Here is a 23,427-nt window from a genome sequence, read left to right on the forward strand (position 1 = left end):
TGTCACTCACTTCTGTCACTCACTTCGCTTCAGCGCTGCGGACGATCCGCAGCGCCCACCACATCCCCGCGCCCTCCAGCACACCGCCGACGAGCAGGCAGCCCAGCCCCGCTCCGGTGTGCAGCAGGACGTGCAGCGGGTCCGCTCCGAGCGCGGCCCCCAGCAGAAGGCCCAGGACCGGCAGGCCCGCGAGCATCACCACCGTGGCGCGCGGGCCCGCCAACTGGGCGCGCAGGTCGGCTCGCTGCTCGCGCTCGGCCCGCAACGCCTGTTCCAGACGGTCGAGTCCGGCAGCGAGACCGGCTCCCTGGTCCACGGCCACCCGCCAGCACGCGGCGAGTCCCAGGAGTCCGTCGGCACCCGGTTGTCGTGCCGCGACCGCGAGAGCCTTGGGCACGTCCCCACCGAACCGTGCCGCCGCCAGCACCGTCGGCTGCCCTTCCCCGAGTCCTCCGGAGTCCCGCGCGGCGCGCTGCAACGCCTCCCCGGGCTGGCGGCCGGCCAGCACCTCGCCGGCCAGTGCCGCGCACAGCGCGATCACCGCGTCCCCTCGGCGCTCCGCCGCCCGCCGGATCTGGGCGGCCCACCGCACCCGGCGCAGCAAGGGCACCCCGGCCGCCCCCGCGACGACCGGCAGTACCGAACCGCCCAGCACCGCCAGGACCAGTCCGGCGACCGGCGCCCACCATTCGGGCCGCCACCGTCCCCGGAGCCTGCGCAGTTCGCCGGTGAGCCGGTGCCACGGCGGGGGCCCGCTGCCGACCACACCACCTCCAGCCAGTAGCAACTGCGCCCGTCCGGCCCCTGAGTACGGTCCGCCCATCAGCCAGGCCGCCGCCCCGGCACAGGCCACGGCCGCGGCCATCGGCACCTCACTCATCACGCCCACCCTTTCCTTCGTTGCCTTCGTTGCCTTCGTTGCCTTCGTTCTCCTCGCTCCGCAGCAGTTCTCGTAGCCGCTCCCACCCCGGCTCGTAGGCGAAGGCGTCCGCCCGCCACCGCAGCGCCGGCACGGTCCGTACCAGCCCGGACCGGTCCCGCTCCAGGACGTGCACCTCGGCGATCCGCCGCCGCCCGGCCGGGTCGCGTACGAGGTGCAGGACCACGGACAGGGCGGCCGCCAACTGACTGTGCAGCGCTGTCCGGTCGAGCCCCGCCGCCGTGCCGAGCGCCTCCAGCCGGGCGGGAACGTCCGCGGCGGCGTTGGCGTGGACGGTCCCGCAGCCGCCCTCATGACCCGTGTTGAGCGCGGCCAGCAGATGGACCACCTCGGGGCCGCGCACCTCGCCCACGACCAGCCGGTCGGGCCGCATCCGCAGGGCCTGCCGCACCAGGTCCTCGAGGGTGACGAGCCCCGCCCCCTCCTGGTTGGCGGGTCTGGTCTCCAGGCGGACGACGTGCGGGTGATCCGGTCGCAGCTCCGCCGAGTCCTCCGCGAGCACGATCCGCTCGCCCGGCCCGACCAGGCCCAGCAGCGCGCTCAACAGAGTCGTCTTCCCGAACCCCGGACAAAGACACCATTGGTGAGCCACACTCAGGGCATGAAGACCACCCAGTCGGCGGGCGGCCGGACGCGCGCCGTCATCTACCTGCGCATCAGCCAGGACCGCACCGGCGCGCACCTCGGCGTCGACCGCCAGCGCGAGGACTGCGAGGCGCTCGCGGAACGGAACGGCTGGGACGTCGTCGAGACGTACATCGACAACGACCTCTCCGCCTACAGCGGCAAGAAGCGGCCCGGCTACCGCAAGATGCTCGCCGACCTCGACCAGGGCGCGGCCACGGTCGTCGTCTCCTGGCACACCGACCGCCTCCACCGCTCGCCCACCGAGCTGGAGGAGTACATCGACCTGTCCGAACGCCGCGGCGTGAACACGCACACCTGCCAGGCCGGGCCCATCGACCTGTCCACGCCGTCCGGCCGGATGACCGCACGCATCCTCGGCGCCGTCGCCCGGCACGAGTCAGAGCACAAGGGCGAGCGCGTCGCCCGGGCCCGCCAGCAGAAGGCCCTCGCGGGCGAGTGGATGGGCGGCATCCGCCCGTTCGGCTGGGGCCTGCCCACCGGCGAGACGCGGAAGAAGGTCGACCGGAAGACCGGCGACGAGGTCGAGGTGCCCGCGCTCGACATGCTGAAGTCGGTGCCCGAGGAGGCCGAGGCACTGCGCTACTGGACGGACGAGATCCTGGCGGGCGGGTCGATCCGGTCTCTCGTGAAGTGGTGCGCCGACAAGGGCGTGACCACCACCCGCGGGAACGCGGTCACGCACACCGACATGCGCGACATGCTGCTGCGCCCCAGGAACGCCGGCATCGCCGTCTATCGGGGCGAGGAGGTCGGCCGGGGCAAGTGGGACGCGATCGTCGACGAGACGAAGTACCGGGCGGTCGTGGCGATCCTCAAGGACCCGTCACGGACGACAGTGCCCGGGAACACGCCGAAGTGGCTGGGGTCGATCCTGTACCGGTGCGGGCGCGGGGACTGCCCGCACTTCGTGTACGTCACACAGTCCGGCGGCCGCAGCTACCCGAGCTACCGGTGCCAGTCTCCGCACGGCGGCGGCCGCCGCGCTGAGGTGGTGGACCAGTACGTCGAGGACACGATCGTCGACCGGCTCTCGCGCGACGACGCCGAGGATCTCCTGGAGCCCGCGCCGGACGGCGTGGATGTGCCCGGGTTGCAGGCGGAGGCCGAGCAGATCCGGCAGCGGATGAAGGATCTCGGCGGCCTGTTCGGTGCCGGCCAGCTCGAGCTGGAACCGTTCACCCAGGGCATGGACACGGCGCGCGCACAGCTGGACGGGGTCACGCAGCAGCTGGCGCGGGCGGCGACGCGGGATCCGCTCGTCGGCCTGGTGGGGGCGCCGGATGTGCGGAAGGCGTGGAAGGCGCTGGGCCTGGACCGGCAGCGGTCGGTGCTGCGGGCACTGGTCGAGGTGACGCTGAAGACGCCGCGCCCGGGCCGCACGCCGGACGGCGGGTACTTCGACTACGAGGCGGTCACGTTCAATTGGTTGCGCAAGGGGAACTGACTCTCACTTCTCGCGCGCGCTCTGGTCATATTGCTGCACAAGGCTGACGGCATCAAGGTTGAGCTCACGAGCCAAGGTGCGAATGTGGCCGCGCGCGTACACGTTACGCCCTCTCTTCGGCATGGAGGAGAAGTCATCTTCTTCGATCGCCCTAATGGCTCCGGCGCGAATCCTGGAGCGCTTCTCAAGTTCTTCGTGCGTGAGGCCCGCGTCAAGCCGACCCTGCCGCAATTGTTGACCGACTGACAATTTGGTTTCCCCTGAGTCGCCCCGCGACTCTTCACCTTCCTCGGCGGCGACCGACAGGGGCGAAGCCGCAACAGCCATGGTGGCAGCGGTCATCATCGGATCACGCGGCAGTTCCTCGCCGTTCTGTTCCATCTCGTCGAGAAGTGCCTCAGCCTTAACACGCCTGGCCTCATCCGTGTCATACATCGCCGCCATCGCCTTGATGATCTGCGCTCGATAGGCCGCCAGCTCTGGGGAAACTTGACCCTCAGGAACGTCCATAAGAACGCCGATCGACTGCAATCGGCTAAACAGGTCGTCACTGTACCTTCGAAGCTCTTCGGCTCGAGACCCTAGTTGCGAGAATTCGCGAGCCAGCTCTTCCAGCTGCCGGTTGCCAGTCGACATCATCTCGTCAACCGTGAGACCGAACATATCGGCGACTGCTCGCGCCTCACTCAGCCTGATTGCTCGCGGCTTTTCCGCGTCTCGCTGTTCCATCTTGGCGATCGCTGTCGGATGCAACCTGAGGGCGTACTCATCCCATAGCACTCGAGCCACGTCGGCCTGCGTCATGCCGCGCTTCTCGCGCTCGAACCTAAGGCGCCGGCCGAACCGGTCTTCCGCGAACATCCACGATTGTTGTTGGCTACCCATGGCAGCAACGTACTACCTCAAGGAGGTTGCGGCCAGAGGGGGCACGGGCGTATACCTTGTTGAGCAAGCCCGAACCTCCTGGAGGTAACCATGGGGCGAGAACTCACGTCCTCGCAGGTAGGGGGGCCCTCCGAGTGCTTCCTGACCACTGAAGAGGTAGCCGCGCGCTACCGGACCTCGCCCGCCACCGTGCGCTGGTGGCGGCAGGTCGGCAACTACGGCCCGCAGGGCATCAAGGTCGGTCGCCGCGTTCTGTACTCCCTCGCCAACTGCGAGGAGTTCGAGCGGCAGCAGGCTGCCGCGCAGGCTGCGAAGGCTTCGGCCTGACCGTCAAGGACGGCGCCGCTCACGGCTGGTACCCGAGAGCGTCCACCGAAACGACGAAGAGGGGCGGCTGGTACCCACCCCTCTCCTGTCGAGCAAACCCGTACCCACGCAATGAGAAACAGGGACAGCTCTATGCCCAAGGTACAGCTCCAGACAGCAGCCGCACCCGCGACCCTCACCCCGGATCAGGTCTGCGACCTGCCCATGGACGAACTCCTTGCCAGAGTTAACGGCAGACTCGACACCACCGAGATCAACGAGCCGAAGTTCATCGGCTACGTCACCGTCACGGCCTCCGGCCGCGTCACCATCCACACGCCGACGAAGGCCCACCCCGACACCCGCGACGGCGCGATCCGGTTCCTCATCACCACGCACCTCGAGCTGCCAACTCACCTGTTCCCCGACGTCTTCCAGGTCACCCGCTTCAGCATCGCCGGCGACAAGGTCGAGGCGTGACCGCCCAGCCGGTCGCCGCGCAGGCCGGGGGTGTGCAGCTCGTGGACTCCCCCGGCCCCCCGGCCCGATACGACCGGCCCGTCCGCTTCGCCGACCCTGCCCGCAACGCCGCCTACTGGGCGCGCATCGAGCGCATCGTCGACGCCGCGCCGCCGCTGAGCAACGAGCAGCGCGCGACCATCCGCGCCGCGTTCCACCAGCCCGCAGCAGCAGCCAAGGAGGCGGCGTGAAGGATCTGACGTACATCGAACGTGCCCAGTTCCTGGTCGCCGTCCGCGACATGGGCGAGGGCGACGAGATCCCGGAAGCCTGCTTCCAGCTCGTCAGCGAAACCGAGTCCGAGGTCGAAGCCCCCTGGGCACAGTCCAATCCGTTCGCCGCCGAGAGATACCTGGCGGCCCGCGGCGCCACCCCGAAGGCAGCCGCCGCCAACGCCGCCGAGTTCGAGCTCAGCATGCGGGCGCTGTACGCCCTCGCCACCGGCCAGCGCGCCCAGTCCTTCCAGGACCTGGCCGACTGGATCGAGAAGAACGTGGACGGCGCACAGTGACCGGCCCCACGAAGCGCCCGGGCCAGTGGCCGGTCGGCGAACCCGTCGACCTCGACGCCATCGCAGGGCCGTCCGCTGCCGTGGACACCCCCAACGAGGACGACCTGTACGTACAGCGCGCCGCCGAACTGGCCCTGCACGAGATGGTCCTCGGCTCCATCCAGCACGACCTGCGCCAGCAGCCCACGCCCCTGTCCGTCCTCACCGCCGCCCGCAACTGGTGCACGCGCATCACCGCGGCCGCCGAGGACATCGCCCAGGAGAAGCGCAAGGCCGCCTGACCGCGGGCGGGCGCCGACTCCCCCCGCGGCGCCCGCCCGCACCCCCGCGAACCAGATCCAGCAGCTCGTAGAAGAGAGCAGTTCGTGACCGCCGGCATTCCCATCCCCGCCGAACTCCCGGCCGCCGCCGAGGCCTACGCCATGGCGGGAATCAAGATCTTCCGCGTGCGCCGCAACAAGGCGCCGTTCGCCAACTGCACGCGCTGCGACAGCGACAGCAGCCTGTACGTCAAGCACCGTCCCGAGGACTGCCAGTGCGGCGTCCCCACCTGCCACGGCTTCCACGCCGCCACCAGCAACATCGACCTGATCCGCCGGTGGTGGAGGGAGGAGCCCGACGCCAACATCGGCGCGCCCTGCAAGCTCAACGGCTGGGCCGTCATCGACATGGACCCGCGCAATGGGGGCCGCGGCTCGCTGTGCGGCATCGAGGAACGCGTAGGCGTCCTGCCCGGCACCACCATGCAGATCACCGGAGGTGACGGCCTCCACATGCTCTACCTCTCCCCCGGCTTCGACCTCCCCAAGGAACCGTTCCCCGGCGTCGAGTTCAAGCACAACAACTACGTCGTGCTCGCGCCCTCCCTGCACAAGTCGGGGGCCCGCTACCGGTGGCCTGGGAGCCGCAACCTCTTCTTCCCGCCCGAGATCCCGTGGCCCGCCGCACTCCTGCCGCGCAAGGAGAAGCCGCGCCCCATCACCAGGCCCCACGGGTACACGCCGTCTCTGTCCGGGATCCGCCGGCCCGGCAAGCACTGGACCACCGACGCCCTCGTGCAGCACGTCATGGACGCCAGCCAGGGCAACCGCAACGACCACCTCTACTTCGCCGCCTGCCGTGCCCACGAAGCCGCCAACCAAGGGCACATCGACCTGTACGACGCCTTGCAGGGGCTGCACACGGCGGCCTCCGCGATGGGCCTGACCGAAAGCGAGGCTCGCGCCACCATCGAAAGCGCCGGTAACCGGCCGTCGGACAGGACGTGGGCCGCGTGACCACGACCGACTTCGACGAGGCGGCCGCCCGGTTCTGGGGTGACGACGGCGGCGCCCACGACGAGCCCGACCCTGGCGGCGAGAACCCCACCCAGGCCCGCCTCGCCGCACTCCGTTCCGCACTCGTCGACACCGACGGACTCGACGGGCTGCCCGACCCGGTGCCCCTCGTCGAGGGAATCCTGTTCCGGGACTCCCTCGCCTGGATCTATGGCAAGCCCGGCTCGGGCAAGTCGTTCGTCGGTATCGACTGGGCGGGCTGCGTGGCAAACGGTCTGCCCTGGGCCGGCGTCCACGAGGTCAGCAAGGGCTCTGTCCTGTACCTCGTCGCCGAGGGCACCTCCGGCATCCGCCGCCGGGTGCGCGCCTGGGAGCGGCACACCGGCATCCGCATGCACGACGTGACGTTCCTGCCGATCGCCGTCCAGCTGCTCCACGGAACGGACCTGCGGGCCCTCGAGCTGCTCGTCCAGGAGACGCGGCCCGCCCTCATCGTCATCGACACTCAGGCCCGGTGCACCGTCGGCGCCAACGAGAACGACAACGGCGAGATGGGCAACGTGGTCAACGCCGCGGACGAGCTGCGCAAGGCGTCCGGCTCCTGCGTCCTGCTCATCCACCACTCCGGCCGCAACGGCGAGAACATGCGAGGTGCTTCCGCCTTCGACGGCGCGGCCACCTCGATCATCAAGGTCACGAAGAACGACGAGTACGTCGAGGTCCACTGCGACAAGCAGAAGGACGTCGAGGACTTCGACACGGTCTTCCTCAAGATGCAGCCCGTGCTCGAGTCCTGCGTGCTCATCAACCGCACCTCGAGCCCGGCCGAGGAGAACCAGCTCTCGAGGACCGAGCAGCGCGTCCTCGACGTGATGCACGAGGTGTTCCCGAACGAGTCCGTATCCCGGGCCCGCCTGGTCGAGGTCTCCGAGATGGCGTCGAGCACCGTCTACCGGTCGGTCGCCAAGCTCGAGCGGCTCGGCTTCCTCGTGAAGACGGGCAGTGAGTCGCGGCCTTGCTGGCGGCTGTCGTCCGCTACCGCCAGTGCGCAGGACGGTGACGCTGCGTGAGAAAACTTCCCATTTTCGCCGTGGGAATTTCCCTCGCCTGGCGGCCCCAACTTCCCACCCTTCCCACCCCGTTCCCAGCCGCAGCCCGTCCCTGACCTGCACACTTCCCAACTTCCCAACTTCTTCCCAACGGCCCGCCCAAATTCCCACCCACCCCCCCTCTCTTAGGGGGGTGGGAAGTGGGAAAAGCGGGAGCGGCGAGGCCGGTGGGAGCTGAGAGAAAGAGACCCCATGCACGCCTCTGCCCGTACCCACGAGGCCCGCTATAGCCACGAGAAGGACGGCCACCAGTACTTCACCACCAAGCCTGTCGTCGGCTGGGGTGACGACGGGTGCGCCCTCGTGGCCGACGAGAGGACCGGCCACCTCCGGGATGCCGACACCTGGGCCAACTTCGCTGGGCTTGTCCCGATCGACCCGGTCCCGCTCAGCGCAATCCCAGGACAGGGCTGGCTTGTCGAGTGCGAAACCGACGCCGGCGACATCGAGACCCTGCCGGTACTGGCGTGGGCGTTCGACTCCGCAGGCAACTGCACCCCGCTCGTTGCCGACTCGGACGGATACACCGAGGACGCCACCGTCCGAAGCGGATTCACCCGCATCTACCACCCCGACCAGTCGTGAACGTCGACGACGTCGTGGCCGAGAAGATCGCCGCCGCCCAGGCCCGCGCCGAAGCGGCCAAGCGCCGGCGGGCCGTCCTCGCAGCCGCTCGGCAGCGCGGCCTCGCCCACCGGCACGCCACCAAGCTCCGCAACCAGGCCGCCGCCCGCACGACGGACGCAACCGCCCCCACAGGCAGCGAGGAGAACGACCGTGCTTGACCCCAAGAGCATCTGCGACGTCGATGAGGCGACCGCGCTCGGCATCGCAACCCTCTGGAACGACGCCATCCCGCACGTCCGCCACATGCTCGACCACCAGGTCGACGACATCGACGACGGCATCCGCCAGGCCCTCGAATGTGACAGCGACGACTGCCAGACCCACGACGTCCGGCACCGCGACGGAGACGAGACCTGCATGTGCTGGGCATGCAACAACACCGGCCTGCTCTACATCGCGAGGGACCTCCGGGACTGGCTCGACGACCTCGACGCCGGCGCCCCCATCTACGGACACCCGTCGAACCCCGAGCGCCTGCTGAGCCTCACCACCGACTGGCTGCACGTGAACAACCACGCGCCTCGCTCTCGGGTCCCCCACTACCACCTCGGATCCGTCTACCGGCTCCTCGCCGAACTCGCCGACCAGGCCAAGGCGATCTACGCCGCCCTCATCTGATCCAGCCGCACACCACAGAAGGAGCCCGCCATGGCAGGCGAGACCGTCATCACCGTCGTCGGCAACCTGGTCGACGACCCCGAACTCCGCTTCACCCCGGCCGGCGTCGCCGTCGCCAAGTTCCGCATCGCCTCCACCCCGCGCGTCTACGACAAGCAGACCAGCGAGTGGAAGGACGGCGACTCGCTGTTCCTCACCTGCTCCGTGTGGCGGCAGGCCGCCGAGAACGTCGCGGAGTCCCTCGCCCGCGGCACGCGCGTCATCGTCCAGGGCCGGCTGAAGCAGCGGTCCTACGAGGACCGCGAGGGCGTCAAGCGCACGGTCTGCGAACTCGACGTCGACGAGGTCGGCCCGTCCCTCGCGCGTGCGACGGCCAAGGTCGAGCGGCAGAACAAGCAGGGCAACCCCCAGAACGTCCAGGCTGCCCCGCGCGGCGACGACCCCTGGGCCGGGGCCAAGCCCGCCAACGGCCAGCAGCAGCCCGCCGCACAGGGCGCTGGCCACTCGGAAGAACCCCCCTTCTAGGAGTCAAAGTGACCGCAATCGAGATCGAGCTGCTGATCATCGGTATCGGCATCGGAGCCCAGTGCATGGCCCTCTGGCACATGGTCATCGACATGCGCAGCGCTCGCCGCAGCCAGACCGACGCCGAGACCGCACTGAAGCAGGCGACCGGCGACCAGTACCTCAACGGCTTCCGCCTGTACCGGCTTCAGCACCGGAGCCGCGTGTGAGCGCGGCCTGCGGTCTGTGCGAGCGCGCCCTCGAGGGCGGCTACCTCTGCCCCGGGGACACGCTCGCCCTGGCGGAGCGCCTCGAGCGCATGCCGAAGTTGTACGCGGCGCTGGCCGGGTTCCTCACCCCGGCCGCCCGCGGCAGCGGCGAGCGCGTCTCGACCAGCCGCACGGACCCCGGGCTGCCCGTCGACGAGGCCGTCCTCGACCTCCGCTACGGGGGCATCGCCCTCGTCCTGGAGGGCTGGCGGTCGGACGTGCAGCGGGTGCGCGGCTGGGGCGAGCCCGCCGTCACCGGCGGCGTCGAGCGGCGCGTGCTGGCCGCGGCGCGCTGGCTCGGGATGAACCTGGACTGGATCGCCGCGGCGTATCCGGCGGCCGGCGATCTGGCCGGGGAGGTGCGGGAGATGGAGGGCGCCGCGCTGTCGATCGTTGGCGCGCTCCCGGAGCGGGGCCGGCGCATCGGGCAGTGCGTGTCGATCGACACGTCCGGCGTCATCTGCGGGGCCGTCATCCGCCACCAGCCCGGTCAGACCAGGCTGGTGTGCGACTGGTGCCACTGCGTCTACGCCACCGAGCAGGACTGGCTCCTGCTCCTGCACCACCAGCCGAAGGAGCCGGCATGACGGACCGCATCGTGACCTGCCGCGTGCTGTCTGGGCGCGGTGCCCAGTGCACGGGCGAGGCGGTGGACCCGGGCGCCGAACTGAAGATCTGCGCACGGCACTTGGCCGAGGCGCAGCGGCTGATCCATGAGGCGTTCCGGCGGGCGCAGAAGACTGAGCAGTCGGGATGAGGACCTTGCATCCCACCCCGGGGTTGGATACGCTTATCCCGATGGACGCCAAGCCCTGGAGGGAACGGGTCCGCGAGGAAGAACAGCTGTTGGAGCAGCTGCGCATCCTCGCCTCCGAGTCCGCCACACGACGAGCCGAAGCCCTACGCGAAGGCGTGACGGACCTCGGCTCCGTCGCCGAGGTCGCCCGCGATCTCGGACGGAGCTGGAACGCCGTCGACAAGGCGCTCAAGAAGCAGGACCGCAAGACAGCGACCGGCACGCCGGACGCCAGCACAACCGAATAGACGAGGGCCGGACAGCAGCTCCCCCCGGTGTTGGAGCACCGAGGAGGCGCGCGCGCCGTCCGACCCTCTACCGAACATCCTGACTAGACCAGGAGTCGGCATGACCGATCATGTCGCGGGCCCGAACGCGCCCGCAAGTTCCCCATCCCACCTCGCCGAGCTGCACAGCGAGGCCTGGCGCGACTACCACAGCCCGGCCGGCCATCTGGCCCGCGCCACCTTCGCCACCCGCTACCCGGCCCGCGTCGACTCGCAGCCCGAGCCCAGCGAGCTGGACGTGGCCATCAGCGTCGGTCAGCAGCTGCTCGGCAGCGACCAGGTCGTCTCCGTCCGCGAGGCCCTGCGCCTCCTGCTGCGCGCCCTCGGAGCCGAGCCCGTCGACGAGGAGGAGGCCGCCCGCCGCTTCGTCGACCGGCACTTCCCCGAGGTGACCGCGTTCCTCGCCAGCGAGCGGGGTGCAGACCAGTGAGCACCGAGCCCCGCACCGTCACCCTGCCCACCATCGACGCCGGTGACGTGACGATCCCGGAGCCGTCCTGGTGCGTCGGCCACGCCGACCACCGGCCCGACAGCTACCGCGCGGACCTCGACCACAAGGGCCCCGAACACCGCCTCACCCACAGAGGCGAACGGCTGTGGACTGCGTTCGTCGGCCAAGCCCCCTACGCCAGCATCCCCGCGGCCCGCTCCCTCGGCGTGTTCGTCGAGCAGGGCAACTACGCCCGCACCCTCGACCCCGTCGGCCTGTACGACTTGGCCGCGACGTTCGAGGCGCACGCCGACCGGCTTCGTGAACTCGCCGACCAGCTCCCCGGACTCCGCGACGGGGGCGCCCAGTGAGGATCCGTGACCGTGCCCGCGACGCCCTGTACAGCGCCATGAACACCGCCGACGGATCGCCCGCCTCGGCCCGCCGCGCCACCCAGCTCGCCTCTACGGCCGCCAACGCAGCGGCCGACCAGGGCCACACCGCTGCCGCCGCCGCGATCGCCGTCCTCGGTGCCGCCGCTGTGGCTGCCGAGGGCGCCCTGTCCAACTACGTCTACCCGCCTGGCGAGTACGCCACGTTCCGAGAGGACCGGAAACGATGAGCCCGACCCGTGCCCTGGCCATCGCCGCCGGCCTGGTCATCATCGCCCTGACGGCCGCCGCTTTCTGGCTGTCCTACGCGCACCTCGCCGAGGTCGCCCTCGCCCACGGCATGCGCGCCAAGGAAGTCCGGGCGTGGGCCTGGCCCGCGACCCTGGACCTGTTCATCGTTGCGGGCGAGCTGCTCATGCTGCGGGCCGCCCTCGCCGGCGAAGTCGACGGGTGGGCCATCGGCCTCACCGTGGTCGGCTCCGGCTCCTCGATCGCCCTGAACGTGGCAGGGGTCGGCTCCGCCGCCGAGCTCCTCGACTACGTGGTGGCCGCGGTGCCGCCCACGGCCGCCCTCCTCGCGTTCGGCGCGCTGATGCGGCAGGTCCACCAGGCCCTCACAGGTCACGCCGAGGCCGAGCAGCCGGACACCGACGCCCCAGTGGTCGTGGTCGAGGTCGACCGCCCCGAGGTGCCCACGGTCACCCCTGTCGAGGTGACCGCCACCGAGCCGGTAGCGATTGCACCGCCCGAGCCTGCCCCGGCGGTTGAGCCGCTGGTCATCTGTGGTGACCGCCGGGTGTGGCACCCCGAGTTCCCGGCCCGCGACGAGGACGACGAGGTGACCGGCGCCACGGTCGACCGGTTGCCGACCGAAGCGGCGGCGAACGTGATCCGTGCGGCCTGGTTGACGGGCACCCCGGTTGCGGAAACCGCGCGGCAGGCTACCCGCAGCACCTCCTACGTGAAGAAGGTGTTCGCGCGGCTCGACGAGGAGCGCCAGGCGGCCGACATGGAGTTCCTTGCCGAAGGGCAAGCCCCGTCCATCGCGCTGGTGCCGGCGGTGAGGGCGTGAGCGACATCGAGAAGGCCGCCCGCGACGCCGTCGAGGCCGCCGACAACACCGAGATGCTCAAGCAGATCGTCGCCGTCCTCGCCGCGCAGCAGGTCGCCCAGCCGCAACGGCAGGCGGTCACCCCGGCGCCGGTGCGGCGCCCGGTCGGCCTGTACGTCGCGGCCGGTATCGGCGGGGCGGTCGCCCTGTCCTTCCTCGCCATGGCCGCCGCGGTCCTCGCGGTCGCCGTAGCGGTCGGCGCCGTCTGCGCCACGGTCTGCCTGCTCGTCCTCAAGAGCCTGCTGTCCGACTACCAGAAGGGATGTTGACCATGGCCAAGGACGTCGGCTTCAGCGATTTCACCACCGGCGAGAAGGCCCGGATCGGTCTCCTGCTGGCCCGGATGGGCAAGCGGGGGCTGGCCGACAACGGCAGCGGCAACGTCTACGTCGCCGACCTCATGGCGCGCATCGAACGCATCGAGGACACGGCCCGCAAGCGCAAGAACGGCAAGTAGCTCACCCCGGGGCGGCCGTCACCCGGCCAAGGAAGCCGGCCGCCCCGGGGCTCTCCGTACCCCAGCAAGAGGCAGGAAGCCCCAGCATGACAGTCACCCTGATCAAGCCGCCGGACACCACCCCGGACGCCCAGGACGCACCCCCGTCCGGTGCGTCCTCGACCCGTCCCGAACGCCGCCGGGCCCGCTACCTGCGCATCACCCGGGCCGCCCTCGCCGACGAGCGCGTCCAGGCCGCAGGGCGCATCGCCGTCCGCCACGCGTCCTACACCGTCGGCGGCACCAAGGTCGCCGCCCGCCGCATCTGGGACTCCCGCAGCGGCAGCCGCTACGAGCGCATGATCCGCGCCGCCGAAGCCGCCGGCCTCATGGACGAGGTCAAGGAATGGGAGCAGCGGGCCGCCGCCTACCGGGCCGCCCGGCACCGGCGCCGCCTCGACATGCTCCAGCTGATGATCCAGGCACCCAAGGCCATCGGCCTCGCCACCCTCGGCGCCTCCGGCGTCCTGCTCATGCTCGGCATCCTGCTGGCCTGGGGAAGCGGCGACGTCCGCGACGTCCTCACCCCCATCGAGACCGTCATCGACCTCGTCCGCCTGGTCGCCTTCATCGGCGGCGTCGTCTGGGACCCGTTCCTGTTCGCCGCCCCCTGGATCGGCCTCGCCGCCGTGTGGGCCCTCGGCCGGCACCAGCACACCGCCCCGCAGTGGGCACTGCCCGCCAGCGCCCGCACCTTCGGCGACACCATCACCCCCTCCGTCGTCGTCGTCGCCTTCCGTGACCTGGGCATTTCCCCGCTGCGCAAGGCCATCGACGGCATGGGTGACATCGGTGCCGCCATGCTCTCCCCCATCAAGATCGCCGGATGTGGGGTGGAGGTCGACGTCACCCTGCCCTCCGGCGTCTCCACCGAAGAGATCCAGGGGCGGCGCCGCAAGCTCGCCGAGAACCTCAACCGGCACGAGCACGAGGTGTTCATCAGCATCCCGCCGCAGCCGCGCACCGTCCGCCTGTGGATCGCCGACAGCGGCGCCCTCGACGAGCCCATCGGCCCGTCCCCGCTCATCGCCGAGGAAGACGCCAGCGCCGACTACTACACCGGCTCCGCCCCGTGGGGACAGAACCTGCGCGGCGACGCCGTCGGCGTCAGCGTCTTCCAGCGGCACATCCTGCTCACCGGCCTGTCCAACCAGGGCAAGACCGCCAGCCTGCGCGCCCTCGCCCTGTGGCTCGCCCTCGACCCCACCGTCGACTTCTACATCGCCGACCTCAAGGGCGTCGGCGACTGGCGGGCGTTCCTCGGCCTCGCCCAAGTCCTCATCCAGGGCCCCACCGACGACCACGTCGCCCAGGCCACCGACATGGTCGAGTGGGCCGTCGGCGAGATGCAGGAGCGCATCGCCCTGCTGGAAGAGTCCGGCGCCACCGACGGCGTCACCCGCGAGATGGCCCGCACCGACCCCCGCTTCCGCCCCGTCGTCCTCGTCGTCGACGAAGCCCAGGTCGCCTACGGCTGCGGCGCCAAGAGCCCCGACGGCCGCCCCTACGGCGGCAGCAAGGCCACCAGCCGCTACTTCCAGGCCGTCAAGAAGGTCCACGACCAGGGCCGCGCCGTGAACGTCACCATCTGGGAAGGCACCCAGGACCCCACCGACGAGAACCTGCCCAAGCGCTCCCGCGAGGGCAACCACATCCGCGGCTCCCTCGTCCTCGGCACCGAATCCCAGGCCAAGATGGCCCTTGGCGAAGCCCCCGTCGACGCCGGCGCCGCCCCGCACAAGCTCCGCCGGGGCAAGGACCGCGGCACCCTCGTCGTCGCCGGTGAAGGCATCCCGCTGGAGTCCGGCGAGTCGTCCGTCACCGTGCGGACGCACTTCATCAGCGGCGAGGACGCCCTGATCCTCACCGAGCGGGCCAAGGCGCGCCGTGAGGACGTCGCCACCGTCCACAAGCTGGAGGTCGTGGCCCCCGTCGACCACCTCGCCGACCTGGCCGCCGCCGTCGGCCGCGAGAAGCGGGTACGGACCACCGAGGTCATCCACCGGCTCAAGACCCGCAACCACGCCGTCTACGAGCACTGGAACGGCGCCCGGCTCAAGGCCCTGCTCGCCGAGTACGGACAGGAGCCGGGAGTGGTCGACGGCTACCCGGTGGTCAAGCTGGAGAGCGTCGAGAGCGCCCTCGAGCAGCGCGCGACGGAGCTCGCCGAGGCACAGTGACCCGGCAGTGGGCAGTGACTTTCCACTTCCAAGGTCACTGCCCCGCCACACTGGACCTGACCAGCGCATACGGCCGCCAAGTGAGGCAGCGGCCCGGGGCCCAGTGGGCGGTCGCAGCCCTCAGAATCGACCGCCAGGAGCCCGCCACAAGGTCACTCACTGCCGCATCATGGGGACATGGACGACCGCTTCGCCCCGCCCGGCCAGCTCACCGCCGCACAGACCCGCCAGGTCCTCGGCATCACCGCCGGAGCCCTCCGCAACCTGGTCTACCGCGGCCAGCTCACCCGCTCCGGCGGCACCGACCGGCACCCCTGGTACACCGCCCGGGACGTCGCCGCCATCGCCGACGAACGCGCCGCGCGCTCAGCCGCTTGACCGCAGGTCAGCCAGCGTGTGACGATCCGGGTGTACAACTGTGCCCTCAACCGGCACCACAGACGCACACGAAGCCCCAGCCGACTGCTCACCGGCTGGGGCTTCGTCGTGCCACCCACACGGGTCACAACACGGACACACCGCCTCCAGGCCCCCGCCCCGCGGCAGATGATGCCCCCTCAGCACCACACGTCCTTGGGGGGACCATGAACACCCGTGCCGCGGCCTGCGCCGCCCTGCTCGCCCTCGCCGCCCTCACCGGCTGCTCCGACACGGACAGCGGCTCCGGCAACGTCGCAGCCTGCAAGACCGCCATGGCCAAGCAGCTCGAACAAGGCGTAGCCGCCAGGTCCAACGGCAGCCCAATGCCGACCGGCAGCCGGCCACCCGCGTGCAACGGCGTCGACGACGCCACCCTTCAACGCCTCACCGGCGAGGTCACCACCGAGTGGATGGACAGCGACCAGGCCGACAAGGTCGCCGAGGACGCACTCAAGAGCGCCACCCCCGTCCCCGTCCCCACCGGGCCCGACATCTCCGCCGACTGCCGGGCCTGGATCGAGAGCGAACTCCTCGACTCCACCGACACCATCGACGCCACCTCAGGCTCCACCGCCTGCGACGGCATGACCGACGCCGAGCTCGACGCCGCCATCGAGGCCGTCACCAACGACCTGGCCACGCAGGGCGCCACGCCAGCATCCTGACCGGAGGAGGCGCCCGTGGCCGGCAACCCCCGCAACGGGCGCCCCTACCGCAGACTCTGCGCCTGGCTCCGCGCCCAACGACTCCCCTGCTGGCTGTGCGGCCACAACATCGGCTACGAGCTCGACGCCCGCCACCCGCTCAGCTTCACCCTCGACCACGAGGTCCCCCTCAGCCGCGGCGGCGACCTCCTCGACCGGGCCAACGCCCGCCCCGCACACCGGAGCTGCAACAGCAGCAAGGGCAACCGCGCCCCGGTGCTGGCGAAGGTCCCGCAGCAGCGAGCCTCACGGAGATGGTGACCATGGCAGTCCCGGCACCCGCCGTCCCCTTCTTCCTGCGCCTGGCCGACGGCCGCACCTGGAGTGGCGTCGAGTTCCCAAGCGGCTTCGTCTGCGTCCACCACCCTGGTGAGCCCGTCCTGTGCACGGTGGCCGTCAGCCTTGAGGCGCTGCTGAGTGACCTGCCGCCCGGCCACCAGGCCCACGGCGCCACCGTCGAGCACTACCGGTGACCTGGTGCTGTACGTCATCACCGGCCCGCCGGCCTCCGGCAAGTCCTCGTGGATCCAGTCGCACGCCACCGCGCGTGACATCGTCATCGACCTCGACCTCATCACTCGCGCTTTGACGGGGCCCGGCGCGCCGCAATGGAACCAGGACCCCACCATCCTGCGCGTCGCCCACCGTGCCCGGTACGCCGCCCTCGACGAGGCCATCCAGGTACGAGATAAGGCCGACGTCTACCTGATCCACACCATGCCCAGCGCCAAGGCCATGGCCAAGTACAAGCGCCTCGACGCCCGCATCGTGACCGTTGACCCGGGCGAAGCGATCGTCATGCAGCGCATCGAAGCCATGCGCGACACGGACATGCGGCGCGTGGCAACCCGCTGGTACAGAGGCAGGCGCAACCTCCCCCGTGACCCCATGCCCCAGGCCTCCCGCACCTGGTGACCAAACATCAAACGGCGAAGCTTCGCGCGGCCGGCCCGTTGGCCTCGCAAGACGATCAAGGCCCGCCGGGAGGAGTAGATCAAAACTTCAGGCGAGGACCGGGCGACCCAAACGCCCTTGTCGCCCGATTTTTTGCGCGGCCAAATCGAGTCCCTAATCCGGCGAAGTGAACGCCAGCGATTTAGCGGCTGTCACCCTGGGTGACCATCACCCTGCGTGACTGCCCTCGCTATTCCCGCGAACTCGGTTCGAGTGAATTAGTGGCGGCCGTGTCCGCGTCAAGCCGGAGGTGATCATGTCCGTCGCCGACGAGATTGCCCACGAGCTGGAAGATCTTCACGCCGACGAGACGTCGCCCGGAATGGCGTCCGTCGCCCGCCGTCTCGCGCGGCTGCTCGACGACACCGATGCGCTCGCCTCGGCAGCGGTCGGCGCCGACAAGCTCCGCTCGATCATGGCCGACCTCCGGAAGCTGGCCCCGGTCCAATCGAAGGGAGACACGGTCGATGACATTGCTGAGCAGCGAAAGAAGCGCCGTGCCGCCGCCCTCGAGCAGGCAGCCAGTGAGTGATGGCGGCCGGGTGTTCGGCTGGCAGACGCCGCCGATCCAGACCGCGCCGCCAGCCGTGTCGACTGCGGGCCAGGAGGCCATCGACCTGGCGGCCCGGGCGGGTCTGCACCTGGATCCGTGGCAGCAGCACGTGCTGCGCGTCGGCATGGGAGAGAAGCCGGACGGAAGCTGGGCCTCGTTCGAGGTCGCGGTGAACGTTCCTCGCCAGAACGGCAAGGGCGGGATCATCGAAGCCCGCGAGTTGTGGGGCCTGTTCATCGGCGGCGAGGAGCTGATCCTCCACTCGGCACACGAGTTCAAGACGGCGAAGAACGCGTTCAAGCGGATCGAGCGCCTGATCCGGCAGAACCCTGACCTGCACAAACGCGTGAAGACCTACCGACAGACAGTCGGCGAGGAAGGGATCGAGCTGCACACCGGGCAGCTGCTGCGGTTCATCGCCCGCAGCAAAGGATCCGGGCGCGGCTTCACCGGCCACTGCAACGTGATGGACGAGGACATGATCCTCGGCGACAACGAGATGGACGCGCTACTGCCCACGATGGCGGCCGTCGCGGACCCGCAGATCTGGTACCTGGGCAGCGCCGGGATCGGCGCCCCGTCCGTACAGCTCGGGCGCCTACGACGTCGCGCGGTGGCCGCGATCGAAGTGGGAGTGCCGGACCCGTCGCTGGCCTACTTCGAGTGGTCGGTGGACCCGCACGTCGACGAGTGCCCGCAGGACTGTGCGGAGCACGACGACGCGGCCTCCGACGACGCGGTCCTCAAGTCGAATCCGGCCATCGGCTACAGGCTGACGTTGGAGAAGGTCGCCCGTGAGCGGGCCACGCTCAGCAAAGACGGGTACGCCCGTGAGCGGCTCGGTGTGGGCGACTACCCGTCGGATGTCGCGGACACGTGGCAGGTCATCGGGGAGGAGGCCTGGCGGGCGCTGGCGGCGTCGGACTCAACCCCCAGTGACCCGGTGGCGTTCGCCATCGACATGACGCCGGAGCGGTCGCATGCGGCGATCGGTGTGGCGGGCGAGTGGCGGGGCGGTACGCACGCCGAGGTGGTCGACCATCGGCCGGGCACGGGATGGATCCTCGATCGGGCCGCAGCGCTGCACGAGAAATGGAAGCCGCGCTGCTGGGTCGTCGACGGCGCCGGCCCCGCCGGTTCGCTCATCGCCGACCTGGAGGAGCGCCTGGGCGTCACGGTCGTGCAGCCGAAGGGGCGTGACGTCGCCGCGGCGTGCGGCCAGTTCTTCGACGCGGTCGCCGAGCAAACCCTGTCTCACCTTGACCAGGCGCCGCTCGCCGCGGCTCTGGCGGGCGCGCAGAAGCGTCCGCTGGGTGACGCGTGGGCGTGGGCCCGGCGCATCGTCTCGGTCGACATCAGTCCGCTGGTGGCGGTCACGCTCGCCCGGTGGGGGCTCGGCGTCGAGGTGGAGCAGGAAGGGGCGCCGAACCTGTGGTGAGAACCGCTGTCCTGTACGGCCTGGAGGCCGTGTGTGTACTTGCCCTGCTGTGGGGCGTGGCCCTGGTCTATGTGCCCGCAGCGTTCATCCTGGGCGGCCTGCTAGGTGTGGTCATCGCAGAGCGGGCCCATGCCAGGCCGGCGGCCGCTGTCGGTAGGGAGGCGAGCTCATGAGCCTGTTCGGCCTGTTCGAGCGGCGTTCGTCCCTGGAGAATCCCGCCCTTCCTCTCACCGCTCCCAGCCTGCTGAGCCTGCTGGGCGGGACGCCCCTGAAGTCCGGCGTGTCCGTGACGGAGACCAGTGCCCTGCACATGCCGGCCGTCTGGCGGTCGGTGGCGGTCATCGCCAACGTGTCGGCAGCCCTGCCCCTGCACACGTACACCAAGGGCACGAAGGACCGCACGACGGTGCCGCTGCTGGAGGACCCGCACCCCGAGCTGACGCCGTTCGAGCTGTGGCGGCTGGTGTACGTACACCGCCTGCTCTGGGGCAACGCCTACCTTCAGAAGATCGTCAACGGTGCCGGGCAGGTTGTTCAGCTGTGGCCGGTCCGCCCGGACAGGGTCAAGGTCGACCGGGAGAAGCCGACCGAGGAGAACCCCGGCGGCAAGGTGTTCTGGATCCTGGACGACGACGGCGTCCGGCAGCGGCGCACGACCAAGCAGATCCTGCACCTGCCCGCGCTGGGCTACGACGGCATCACCGGCTGCTCTCCGATCCGGGCCGCGGCCGAGGGCATCGGGTTGGGCATGGCCGCTGAGAAGGCGGCAGCAAACCTGTACGGCTCGGGCAACATGATCTCCGGGGTGCTCCAGACCGAGCAGCGGCTGAATAAGGAGCAGGCCGAGCAGCTGAAAGCGGGATGGAAGGCCAAGCTGTCCGGCTACGAGTCGGCCGGCGACATCGCCGTGCTGGACTCCGGGGCAGCCTTTCACCCCGTCACGATGCCGTATAAGGACAGCCAGTTCCTCGAGAGCAGGCAGTTCCAGGTGGTCGAGGTGGCCCGCATGTTCGGCGTGCCGCTGTTCCTGCTGATGGAGACCAGCAAATCGACCAGCTGGGGGACGGGCCTGGAGCAGCAGGCTCAGGGCTTCGTGACCTGGGACCTGGCTCCGACGTGGCTGACACCGACCGAGCAGCGCGTCCGCAAGGAGCTGCTGCCGGCGGACCAATACGCCAAGTACCAGCTCGGCGGCCTGCTGCGCGGCGACTCCGCGGCGCGCGCGACGTTCTATCGGGCGATGCGCGACACGGGCGCTTTCTCCGCGGACGACATCCGCGACCTCGAGGACCTCACCCCGATCGGCGGACCCGAGGGTGACATGCGGCTCCAGCCGCTGTACATGGCGCCGCTGGGCACCGACCCCACCACCACGACCGCGGCCGCAACGGGCGCCGAGCCCGACGACCGGGCCGCCCGCGCTGCACGCCACCTGGCCGCCGCGCACCGACTGCTCAGCCCCGAGCCACCCCAGGAGGAAGACGGCGATGAACACCAGGAATGAGGAACGCCGCGATCTAGCCCTGGCCACCGCCGGGGTGCAGCTGCGCGCGGCTGGCGACGACCAGGGCGTGCGCGGCTTCGACGGGCACGCCGCCGTCTTCAACCAGCGAACCGCCATCGGCAACCCCCTGACCTGGGGGTTCTATGAGGAGGTCGCGCCGGGCGCGTTCACCAAGACCCTCGCCGAGGGCGACGCCCGCTACCTCGTCGACCACGACACCCGCCTGGTCGTATCCCGGGTGTCGGCCGGCTCCCTACGCCTGGCTCAGGACGAGACCGGCCTGGCCGTCGACTCCGACCTGGACACCCGCCTGTCCTACGTCGGCGACCTGGTGGTGAATCTGGAGAACAAGAACATCACCGGGATGAGCTTCGGGTTCCGAACCGTCAAGGACGACTGGACCACTGTCACCGTCCAGACGTCCGAGGGCGACCTGGAGGCTGAGCTGCGGACCATCCGTGAGGTGCAGCTCTTCGAGGTGTCGGCCGTGACGTTCCCCGCCTACGAAGGCACCGACGTCGCAGTGCGTTCCGTCGGGATGGCCCTTGCCGCCCGCGGTGACGACGACGCGTTCGCCCGCCGGGCTGCCCACCGGCCCGAGCTACTGACTTACCGCCACGAGCCGGCCGCTACGGCGGCCACTCGGGGCAGCGACGCAACCCAGCCGGGAGAGACCACTGGGGGCCGTCAGGCGAGGCAGATGGAGCTGCTCGCCGCCCGCTACCGCCTGGCGCGGTAGACGCACCCACACCCATCCCCAGCCCCGCCGCATACGGCGCCGGGGCTCTTCGTGCTGGAGGCACGCATGGCCACCCTTCAGACCCTGCTGGACCAGAGGGCCACCGCCTGGGCCAAGGCCCAGGAGTTCCAGAACCGCGCCGCCACCGACGCGGAGCTGCCCGCCGAGGACCGCTCCGCCTGGGACGCCGCGCTCGCCGATGTCGAGCGGCTGTCCGCCGACATCGAGCGCGACGAGCGCCATCAGCGCCTGGCCAACGTCGACTACACCCAGGTCGTCCAGGCGACCCAGGAAGCCGACAACGAGCGCCACGGCGGCGAGGACCGCTCCGCCGCCTACGCCAACGCCTGGCGCACATGGATGCGCGACGGTGCGACCGAGCTGTCGGCCGAGGAGCGCACCGCGCTGCGGTCCGGCTTCGTCGACGGCAGGGAGCTGCGCGCCGCCGGCGTGGCCACCGGCGCAGCCGGCGGCTACCTGGTGCCCGCCCCGTTCCGGGCCCAGATGGTCGAGACGATGAAGTTCTACGGCGCGATGCGCGACGTCGCCGAGGTCATCACCACGGAGACCGGCGCGACGCTGCCCTGGCCGACGAACGACGACACCGCGAACGTCGGCGCGATCCTCGCCGAGAACACCCAGGTCACCGAGCAGGACGTGACCATCGGACAGGCGGACGTCGGCGCGTTCATGTACACGTCGAAGCTGGTGCGCGTCAGCCTCCAGCTCCTCAACGACTCCGCGTTCGACATGGAGTCGTGGCTGGCCCGCAAGCTCGGCGAGCGCATCGGCCGCGCCCAGAACGCCCACTTCACCACCGGCACGGGCACCGCCCAGCCGGAGGGCGTGCAGACCAACGCCGTCATCGGCAAGACCGGCACGACAGGGCAGACCACGTCGGTCACCTACGACGACCTGATCGACCTGATTCACTCGGTTGACCCGGCCTACCGCAGCAGCGGCCGGGCCCGGTTCATGCTCAACGACGCCACCCTGGCCGCTGCGCGCAAGCTCAAGGACGGCCAGAGCCGCCCCCTGTGGGAGCCGTCCGTGCAGGTCGGCGTCCCCGACGGGCTGCTGGGCTACACCTACACCGTCAACCAGGACATGCCCGTTATGGCCGCGAACGCGCGGTCGATCCTGTTCGGCGACTTCTTCGCCGGCTACCTCATCCGTGACGTGCAGGACGTGCAGCTGCTGCGCCTGGCCGAGCGCTACGCGGACTACCTGCAGGTCGGCTTCCTCGCCTTCGCGCGCACCGACGGCACGCCGCAGGACACCGGCGCGTACAAGGCGTACCGCAACTCCGCGACCTGATCCCGCCCGTCACCCGCCCGCCATCAGGCAGAAGGAGAGTCCCGTCATGGCGACCACACCGAGGAAGGACGCCGCGGACAGCGGCGTCGTGCAGAACAAGCCCACCGCGCAGGCCGCGGCCGCGGGCGACCACGACCGGATCGTCATGGCCTCGCGCCGCGCCGACGGTTCAATGGACCAGACGGCGCCGGAGTTCATCGGCGACAAGGACGTGGCGATCGCCGCGGCCAAGAAGCAGCTCGCCGAGCAGGCCGCATCCGCGGTCGACGTCGCCGCCCGCGGCGTGTCCTCCGCTCAGGCGGAGGACGGCACCGGGCCGGCCGAGCCGGACCCGGACGTCAAGGCGCTCAAGGACGCCCAGGACGAGGCCGCCAAGGCCGCCGAGGAGCGGGCCGTCCGCGAGGTCGAGGAACTCCACAAGGGCCTGGGGGACTGAGTGGCCCGGATCC

General features: G+C 70.5%; 36 protein-coding genes and 1 pseudogene. 34 read left to right on the forward strand and 3 right to left on the reverse strand.

All coding sequences use genetic code 11. From position 1 onward, the window contains the following. Positions 1–19 precede the first annotated feature (19 nt). Together ACIPFH_RS20580 and ACIPFH_RS20585 are read right to left on the reverse strand one after the other, a co-directional pair. A complete protein-coding gene (locus ACIPFH_RS20580; RefSeq protein ID WP_401828232.1) occupies positions 20–880 on the reverse strand; it encodes a type II secretion system F family protein in 861 nt (286 codons plus the stop codon). Beyond that, positions 873–1,505 (reverse strand): annotated as a pseudogene (locus tag ACIPFH_RS20585) (CpaF family protein); the annotation flags it as partial. The pseudogene ACIPFH_RS20585 and the gene ACIPFH_RS20580, both read right to left, overlap by 8 nt. Positions 1,506–1,541: 36 nt before the next feature. On the opposite strand from ACIPFH_RS20585, the gene ACIPFH_RS20590 reads away from it, so the two are divergent. Next, positions 1,542–3,032 (forward strand): recombinase family protein, encoded by a 1,491-nt coding sequence (locus ACIPFH_RS20590; protein ID WP_401828234.1) that lies wholly within the window; start codon positions 1,542–1,544, stop codon positions 3,030–3,032. Between the two features lie 3 nt (positions 3,033–3,035). Here ACIPFH_RS20590 and ACIPFH_RS20595 read toward each other — a convergent pair whose 3' ends face one another. Beyond that, positions 3,036–3,917 carry a helix-turn-helix domain-containing protein gene (locus ACIPFH_RS20595; RefSeq protein ID WP_401828236.1) on the reverse strand — a complete coding sequence of 294 codons (882 nt, stop codon included), beginning with the start codon at positions 3,915–3,917 and terminating at the stop codon, positions 3,036–3,038. Positions 3,918–4,007: 90 nt separating this feature from the next. Between ACIPFH_RS20595 and ACIPFH_RS20600 the strand changes: the two genes are divergently transcribed. From ACIPFH_RS20600 to ACIPFH_RS20760, 33 genes are all read left to right on the forward strand, one after another. After that, positions 4,008–4,244 (forward strand): helix-turn-helix transcriptional regulator, encoded by a 237-nt coding sequence (locus tag ACIPFH_RS20600; protein WP_401828238.1) that lies wholly within the window; start codon positions 4,008–4,010, stop codon positions 4,242–4,244. Positions 4,245–4,376: 132 nt separating this feature from the next. Next, the gene (locus tag ACIPFH_RS20605; protein WP_401828240.1) at positions 4,377–4,703 is read left to right on the forward strand and encodes a hypothetical protein; all 327 of its coding nucleotides are present in this window, start codon (positions 4,377–4,379) and stop codon (positions 4,701–4,703) included. Beyond that, on the forward strand, positions 4,700–4,933 hold the full coding sequence (locus ACIPFH_RS20610) for a hypothetical protein (RefSeq protein ID WP_401828242.1): 234 nt from the start codon (positions 4,700–4,702) through the stop codon (positions 4,931–4,933). Before ACIPFH_RS20605 ends, ACIPFH_RS20610 begins: the two co-directional genes overlap by 4 nt. Next, positions 4,930–5,253 (forward strand): hypothetical protein, encoded by a 324-nt coding sequence (locus ACIPFH_RS20615; RefSeq protein WP_401828244.1) that lies wholly within the window; start codon positions 4,930–4,932, stop codon positions 5,251–5,253. Before ACIPFH_RS20610 ends, ACIPFH_RS20615 begins: the two co-directional genes overlap by 4 nt. Continuing rightward, positions 5,250–5,534, forward strand: a complete 285-nt coding sequence (locus tag ACIPFH_RS20620; protein ID WP_401828246.1) for a hypothetical protein — start codon at positions 5,250–5,252, stop codon at positions 5,532–5,534. Before ACIPFH_RS20615 ends, ACIPFH_RS20620 begins: the two co-directional genes overlap by 4 nt. 84 nt (positions 5,535–5,618) lie before the next feature. Then, positions 5,619–6,530 (forward strand): bifunctional DNA primase/polymerase, encoded by a 912-nt coding sequence (locus ACIPFH_RS20625; protein WP_401828248.1) that lies wholly within the window; start codon positions 5,619–5,621, stop codon positions 6,528–6,530. After that, complete coding sequence (locus tag ACIPFH_RS20630) at positions 6,527–7,600, forward strand: helicase RepA family protein (protein WP_401828250.1); 1,074 nt, start codon at positions 6,527–6,529, stop codon at positions 7,598–7,600. Before ACIPFH_RS20625 ends, ACIPFH_RS20630 begins: the two co-directional genes overlap by 4 nt. Positions 7,601–7,831: 231 nt before the next feature. Further along, on the forward strand, positions 7,832–8,224 hold the full coding sequence (locus tag ACIPFH_RS20635) for a hypothetical protein (RefSeq protein ID WP_401828252.1): 393 nt from the start codon (positions 7,832–7,834) through the stop codon (positions 8,222–8,224). Further along, on the forward strand, positions 8,221–8,424 hold the full coding sequence (locus tag ACIPFH_RS20640; RefSeq protein WP_401828254.1) for a hypothetical protein: 204 nt from the start codon (positions 8,221–8,223) through the stop codon (positions 8,422–8,424). The genes ACIPFH_RS20635 and ACIPFH_RS20640 overlap by 4 nt, the downstream gene beginning before the upstream one ends. Then, positions 8,417–8,884 carry a hypothetical protein gene (locus ACIPFH_RS20645; RefSeq protein ID WP_401828255.1) on the forward strand — a complete coding sequence of 156 codons (468 nt, stop codon included), beginning with the start codon at positions 8,417–8,419 and terminating at the stop codon, positions 8,882–8,884. Before ACIPFH_RS20640 ends, ACIPFH_RS20645 begins: the two co-directional genes overlap by 8 nt. Before the next feature lie 30 nt (positions 8,885–8,914). Further along, a complete protein-coding gene (locus ACIPFH_RS20650; RefSeq protein ID WP_401828257.1) occupies positions 8,915–9,409 on the forward strand; it encodes a single-stranded DNA-binding protein in 495 nt (164 codons plus the stop codon). Positions 9,410–9,417: 8 nt separating this feature from the next. Continuing rightward, positions 9,418–9,618: a hypothetical protein gene (locus tag ACIPFH_RS20655; RefSeq protein WP_401828258.1), complete on the forward strand. Its 201-nt coding sequence runs from the start codon at positions 9,418–9,420 to the stop codon at positions 9,616–9,618. Continuing rightward, positions 9,615–10,244 (forward strand): hypothetical protein, encoded by a 630-nt coding sequence (locus ACIPFH_RS20660; protein WP_401828260.1) that lies wholly within the window; start codon positions 9,615–9,617, stop codon positions 10,242–10,244. Before ACIPFH_RS20655 ends, ACIPFH_RS20660 begins: the two co-directional genes overlap by 4 nt. Beyond that, a complete protein-coding gene (locus tag ACIPFH_RS20665; protein WP_401828262.1) occupies positions 10,241–10,414 on the forward strand; it encodes a hypothetical protein in 174 nt (57 codons plus the stop codon). Before ACIPFH_RS20660 ends, ACIPFH_RS20665 begins: the two co-directional genes overlap by 4 nt. Before the next feature lie 41 nt (positions 10,415–10,455). Continuing rightward, the gene (locus ACIPFH_RS20670) at positions 10,456–10,701 is read left to right on the forward strand and encodes a hypothetical protein (RefSeq protein WP_401828263.1); all 246 of its coding nucleotides are present in this window, start codon (positions 10,456–10,458) and stop codon (positions 10,699–10,701) included. Between the two features lie 100 nt (positions 10,702–10,801). Further along, on the forward strand, positions 10,802–11,170 hold the full coding sequence (locus ACIPFH_RS20675) for a hypothetical protein (RefSeq protein ID WP_401828265.1): 369 nt from the start codon (positions 10,802–10,804) through the stop codon (positions 11,168–11,170). Next, positions 11,167–11,541: a DUF6907 domain-containing protein gene (locus ACIPFH_RS20680; RefSeq protein ID WP_401828267.1), complete on the forward strand. Its 375-nt coding sequence runs from the start codon at positions 11,167–11,169 to the stop codon at positions 11,539–11,541. The genes ACIPFH_RS20675 and ACIPFH_RS20680 overlap by 4 nt, the downstream gene beginning before the upstream one ends. Then, on the forward strand, positions 11,538–11,792 hold the full coding sequence (locus ACIPFH_RS20685; RefSeq protein WP_401828268.1) for a hypothetical protein: 255 nt from the start codon (positions 11,538–11,540) through the stop codon (positions 11,790–11,792). Before ACIPFH_RS20680 ends, ACIPFH_RS20685 begins: the two co-directional genes overlap by 4 nt. Continuing rightward, a complete protein-coding gene (locus ACIPFH_RS20690) occupies positions 11,789–12,634 on the forward strand; it encodes a DUF2637 domain-containing protein (RefSeq protein WP_401828269.1) in 846 nt (281 codons plus the stop codon). Before ACIPFH_RS20685 ends, ACIPFH_RS20690 begins: the two co-directional genes overlap by 4 nt. After that, entirely contained in the window at positions 12,631–12,942 is a 312-nt protein-coding gene (locus ACIPFH_RS20695) for a hypothetical protein (RefSeq protein ID WP_401828271.1), read from the forward strand. The genes ACIPFH_RS20690 and ACIPFH_RS20695 overlap by 4 nt, the downstream gene beginning before the upstream one ends. Positions 12,943–12,944: 2 nt before the next feature. Beyond that, positions 12,945–13,130, forward strand: a complete 186-nt coding sequence (locus ACIPFH_RS20700; RefSeq protein WP_401828272.1) for a DUF6257 family protein — start codon at positions 12,945–12,947, stop codon at positions 13,128–13,130. Positions 13,131–13,216: 86 nt separating this feature from the next. After that, positions 13,217–15,349, forward strand: a complete 2,133-nt coding sequence (locus tag ACIPFH_RS20705; protein WP_401828273.1) for an FtsK/SpoIIIE domain-containing protein — start codon at positions 13,217–13,219, stop codon at positions 15,347–15,349. Between the two features lie 177 nt (positions 15,350–15,526). Then, positions 15,527–15,727, forward strand: a complete 201-nt coding sequence (locus ACIPFH_RS20710; RefSeq protein ID WP_401828275.1) for a hypothetical protein — start codon at positions 15,527–15,529, stop codon at positions 15,725–15,727. Positions 15,728–15,933: 206 nt separating this feature from the next. Further along, positions 15,934–16,434 carry a hypothetical protein gene (locus tag ACIPFH_RS20715; RefSeq protein WP_401828276.1) on the forward strand — a complete coding sequence of 167 codons (501 nt, stop codon included), beginning with the start codon at positions 15,934–15,936 and terminating at the stop codon, positions 16,432–16,434. Positions 16,435–16,449: 15 nt separating this feature from the next. Beyond that, positions 16,450–16,734 (forward strand): HNH endonuclease, encoded by a 285-nt coding sequence (locus ACIPFH_RS20720; RefSeq protein WP_401828277.1) that lies wholly within the window; start codon positions 16,450–16,452, stop codon positions 16,732–16,734. A 2-nt stretch (positions 16,735–16,736) separates the two neighbouring features. Continuing rightward, positions 16,737–16,946 (forward strand): hypothetical protein, encoded by a 210-nt coding sequence (locus ACIPFH_RS20725; RefSeq protein ID WP_401828278.1) that lies wholly within the window; start codon positions 16,737–16,739, stop codon positions 16,944–16,946. Between the two features lie 4 nt (positions 16,947–16,950). After that, on the forward strand, positions 16,951–17,388 hold the full coding sequence (locus tag ACIPFH_RS20730; protein ID WP_401828279.1) for an AAA family ATPase: 438 nt from the start codon (positions 16,951–16,953) through the stop codon (positions 17,386–17,388). A gap of 295 nt (positions 17,389–17,683) precedes the next feature. Further along, positions 17,684–17,959, forward strand: coding sequence for a hypothetical protein (locus tag ACIPFH_RS20735; protein WP_401828280.1), 276 nt, complete (start codon positions 17,684–17,686; stop codon positions 17,957–17,959). Beyond that, positions 17,952–19,418 carry a terminase gene (locus ACIPFH_RS20740; RefSeq protein WP_401828281.1) on the forward strand — a complete coding sequence of 489 codons (1,467 nt, stop codon included), beginning with the start codon at positions 17,952–17,954 and terminating at the stop codon, positions 19,416–19,418. Before ACIPFH_RS20735 ends, ACIPFH_RS20740 begins: the two co-directional genes overlap by 8 nt. A gap of 169 nt (positions 19,419–19,587) precedes the next feature. After that, on the forward strand, positions 19,588–20,922 hold the full coding sequence (locus ACIPFH_RS20745; RefSeq protein WP_401828282.1) for a phage portal protein: 1,335 nt from the start codon (positions 19,588–19,590) through the stop codon (positions 20,920–20,922). After that, a complete protein-coding gene (locus ACIPFH_RS20750) occupies positions 20,906–21,661 on the forward strand; it encodes an HK97 family phage prohead protease (protein ID WP_401828283.1) in 756 nt (251 codons plus the stop codon). The genes ACIPFH_RS20745 and ACIPFH_RS20750 overlap by 17 nt, the downstream gene beginning before the upstream one ends. A gap of 66 nt (positions 21,662–21,727) precedes the next feature. After that, positions 21,728–22,978 carry a phage major capsid protein gene (locus ACIPFH_RS20755; RefSeq protein ID WP_401828285.1) on the forward strand — a complete coding sequence of 417 codons (1,251 nt, stop codon included), beginning with the start codon at positions 21,728–21,730 and terminating at the stop codon, positions 22,976–22,978. 46 nt (positions 22,979–23,024) lie between these two features. After that, complete coding sequence (locus ACIPFH_RS20760; protein WP_401828286.1) at positions 23,025–23,414, forward strand: hypothetical protein; 390 nt, start codon at positions 23,025–23,027, stop codon at positions 23,412–23,414. The last annotated feature ends 13 nt before the right edge of the window (positions 23,415–23,427 follow it).

Source organism: Streptomyces sp. NPDC088157, assembly GCF_044741545.1.
GTDB lineage: Bacteria > Actinomycetota > Actinomycetes > Streptomycetales > Streptomycetaceae > Streptomyces.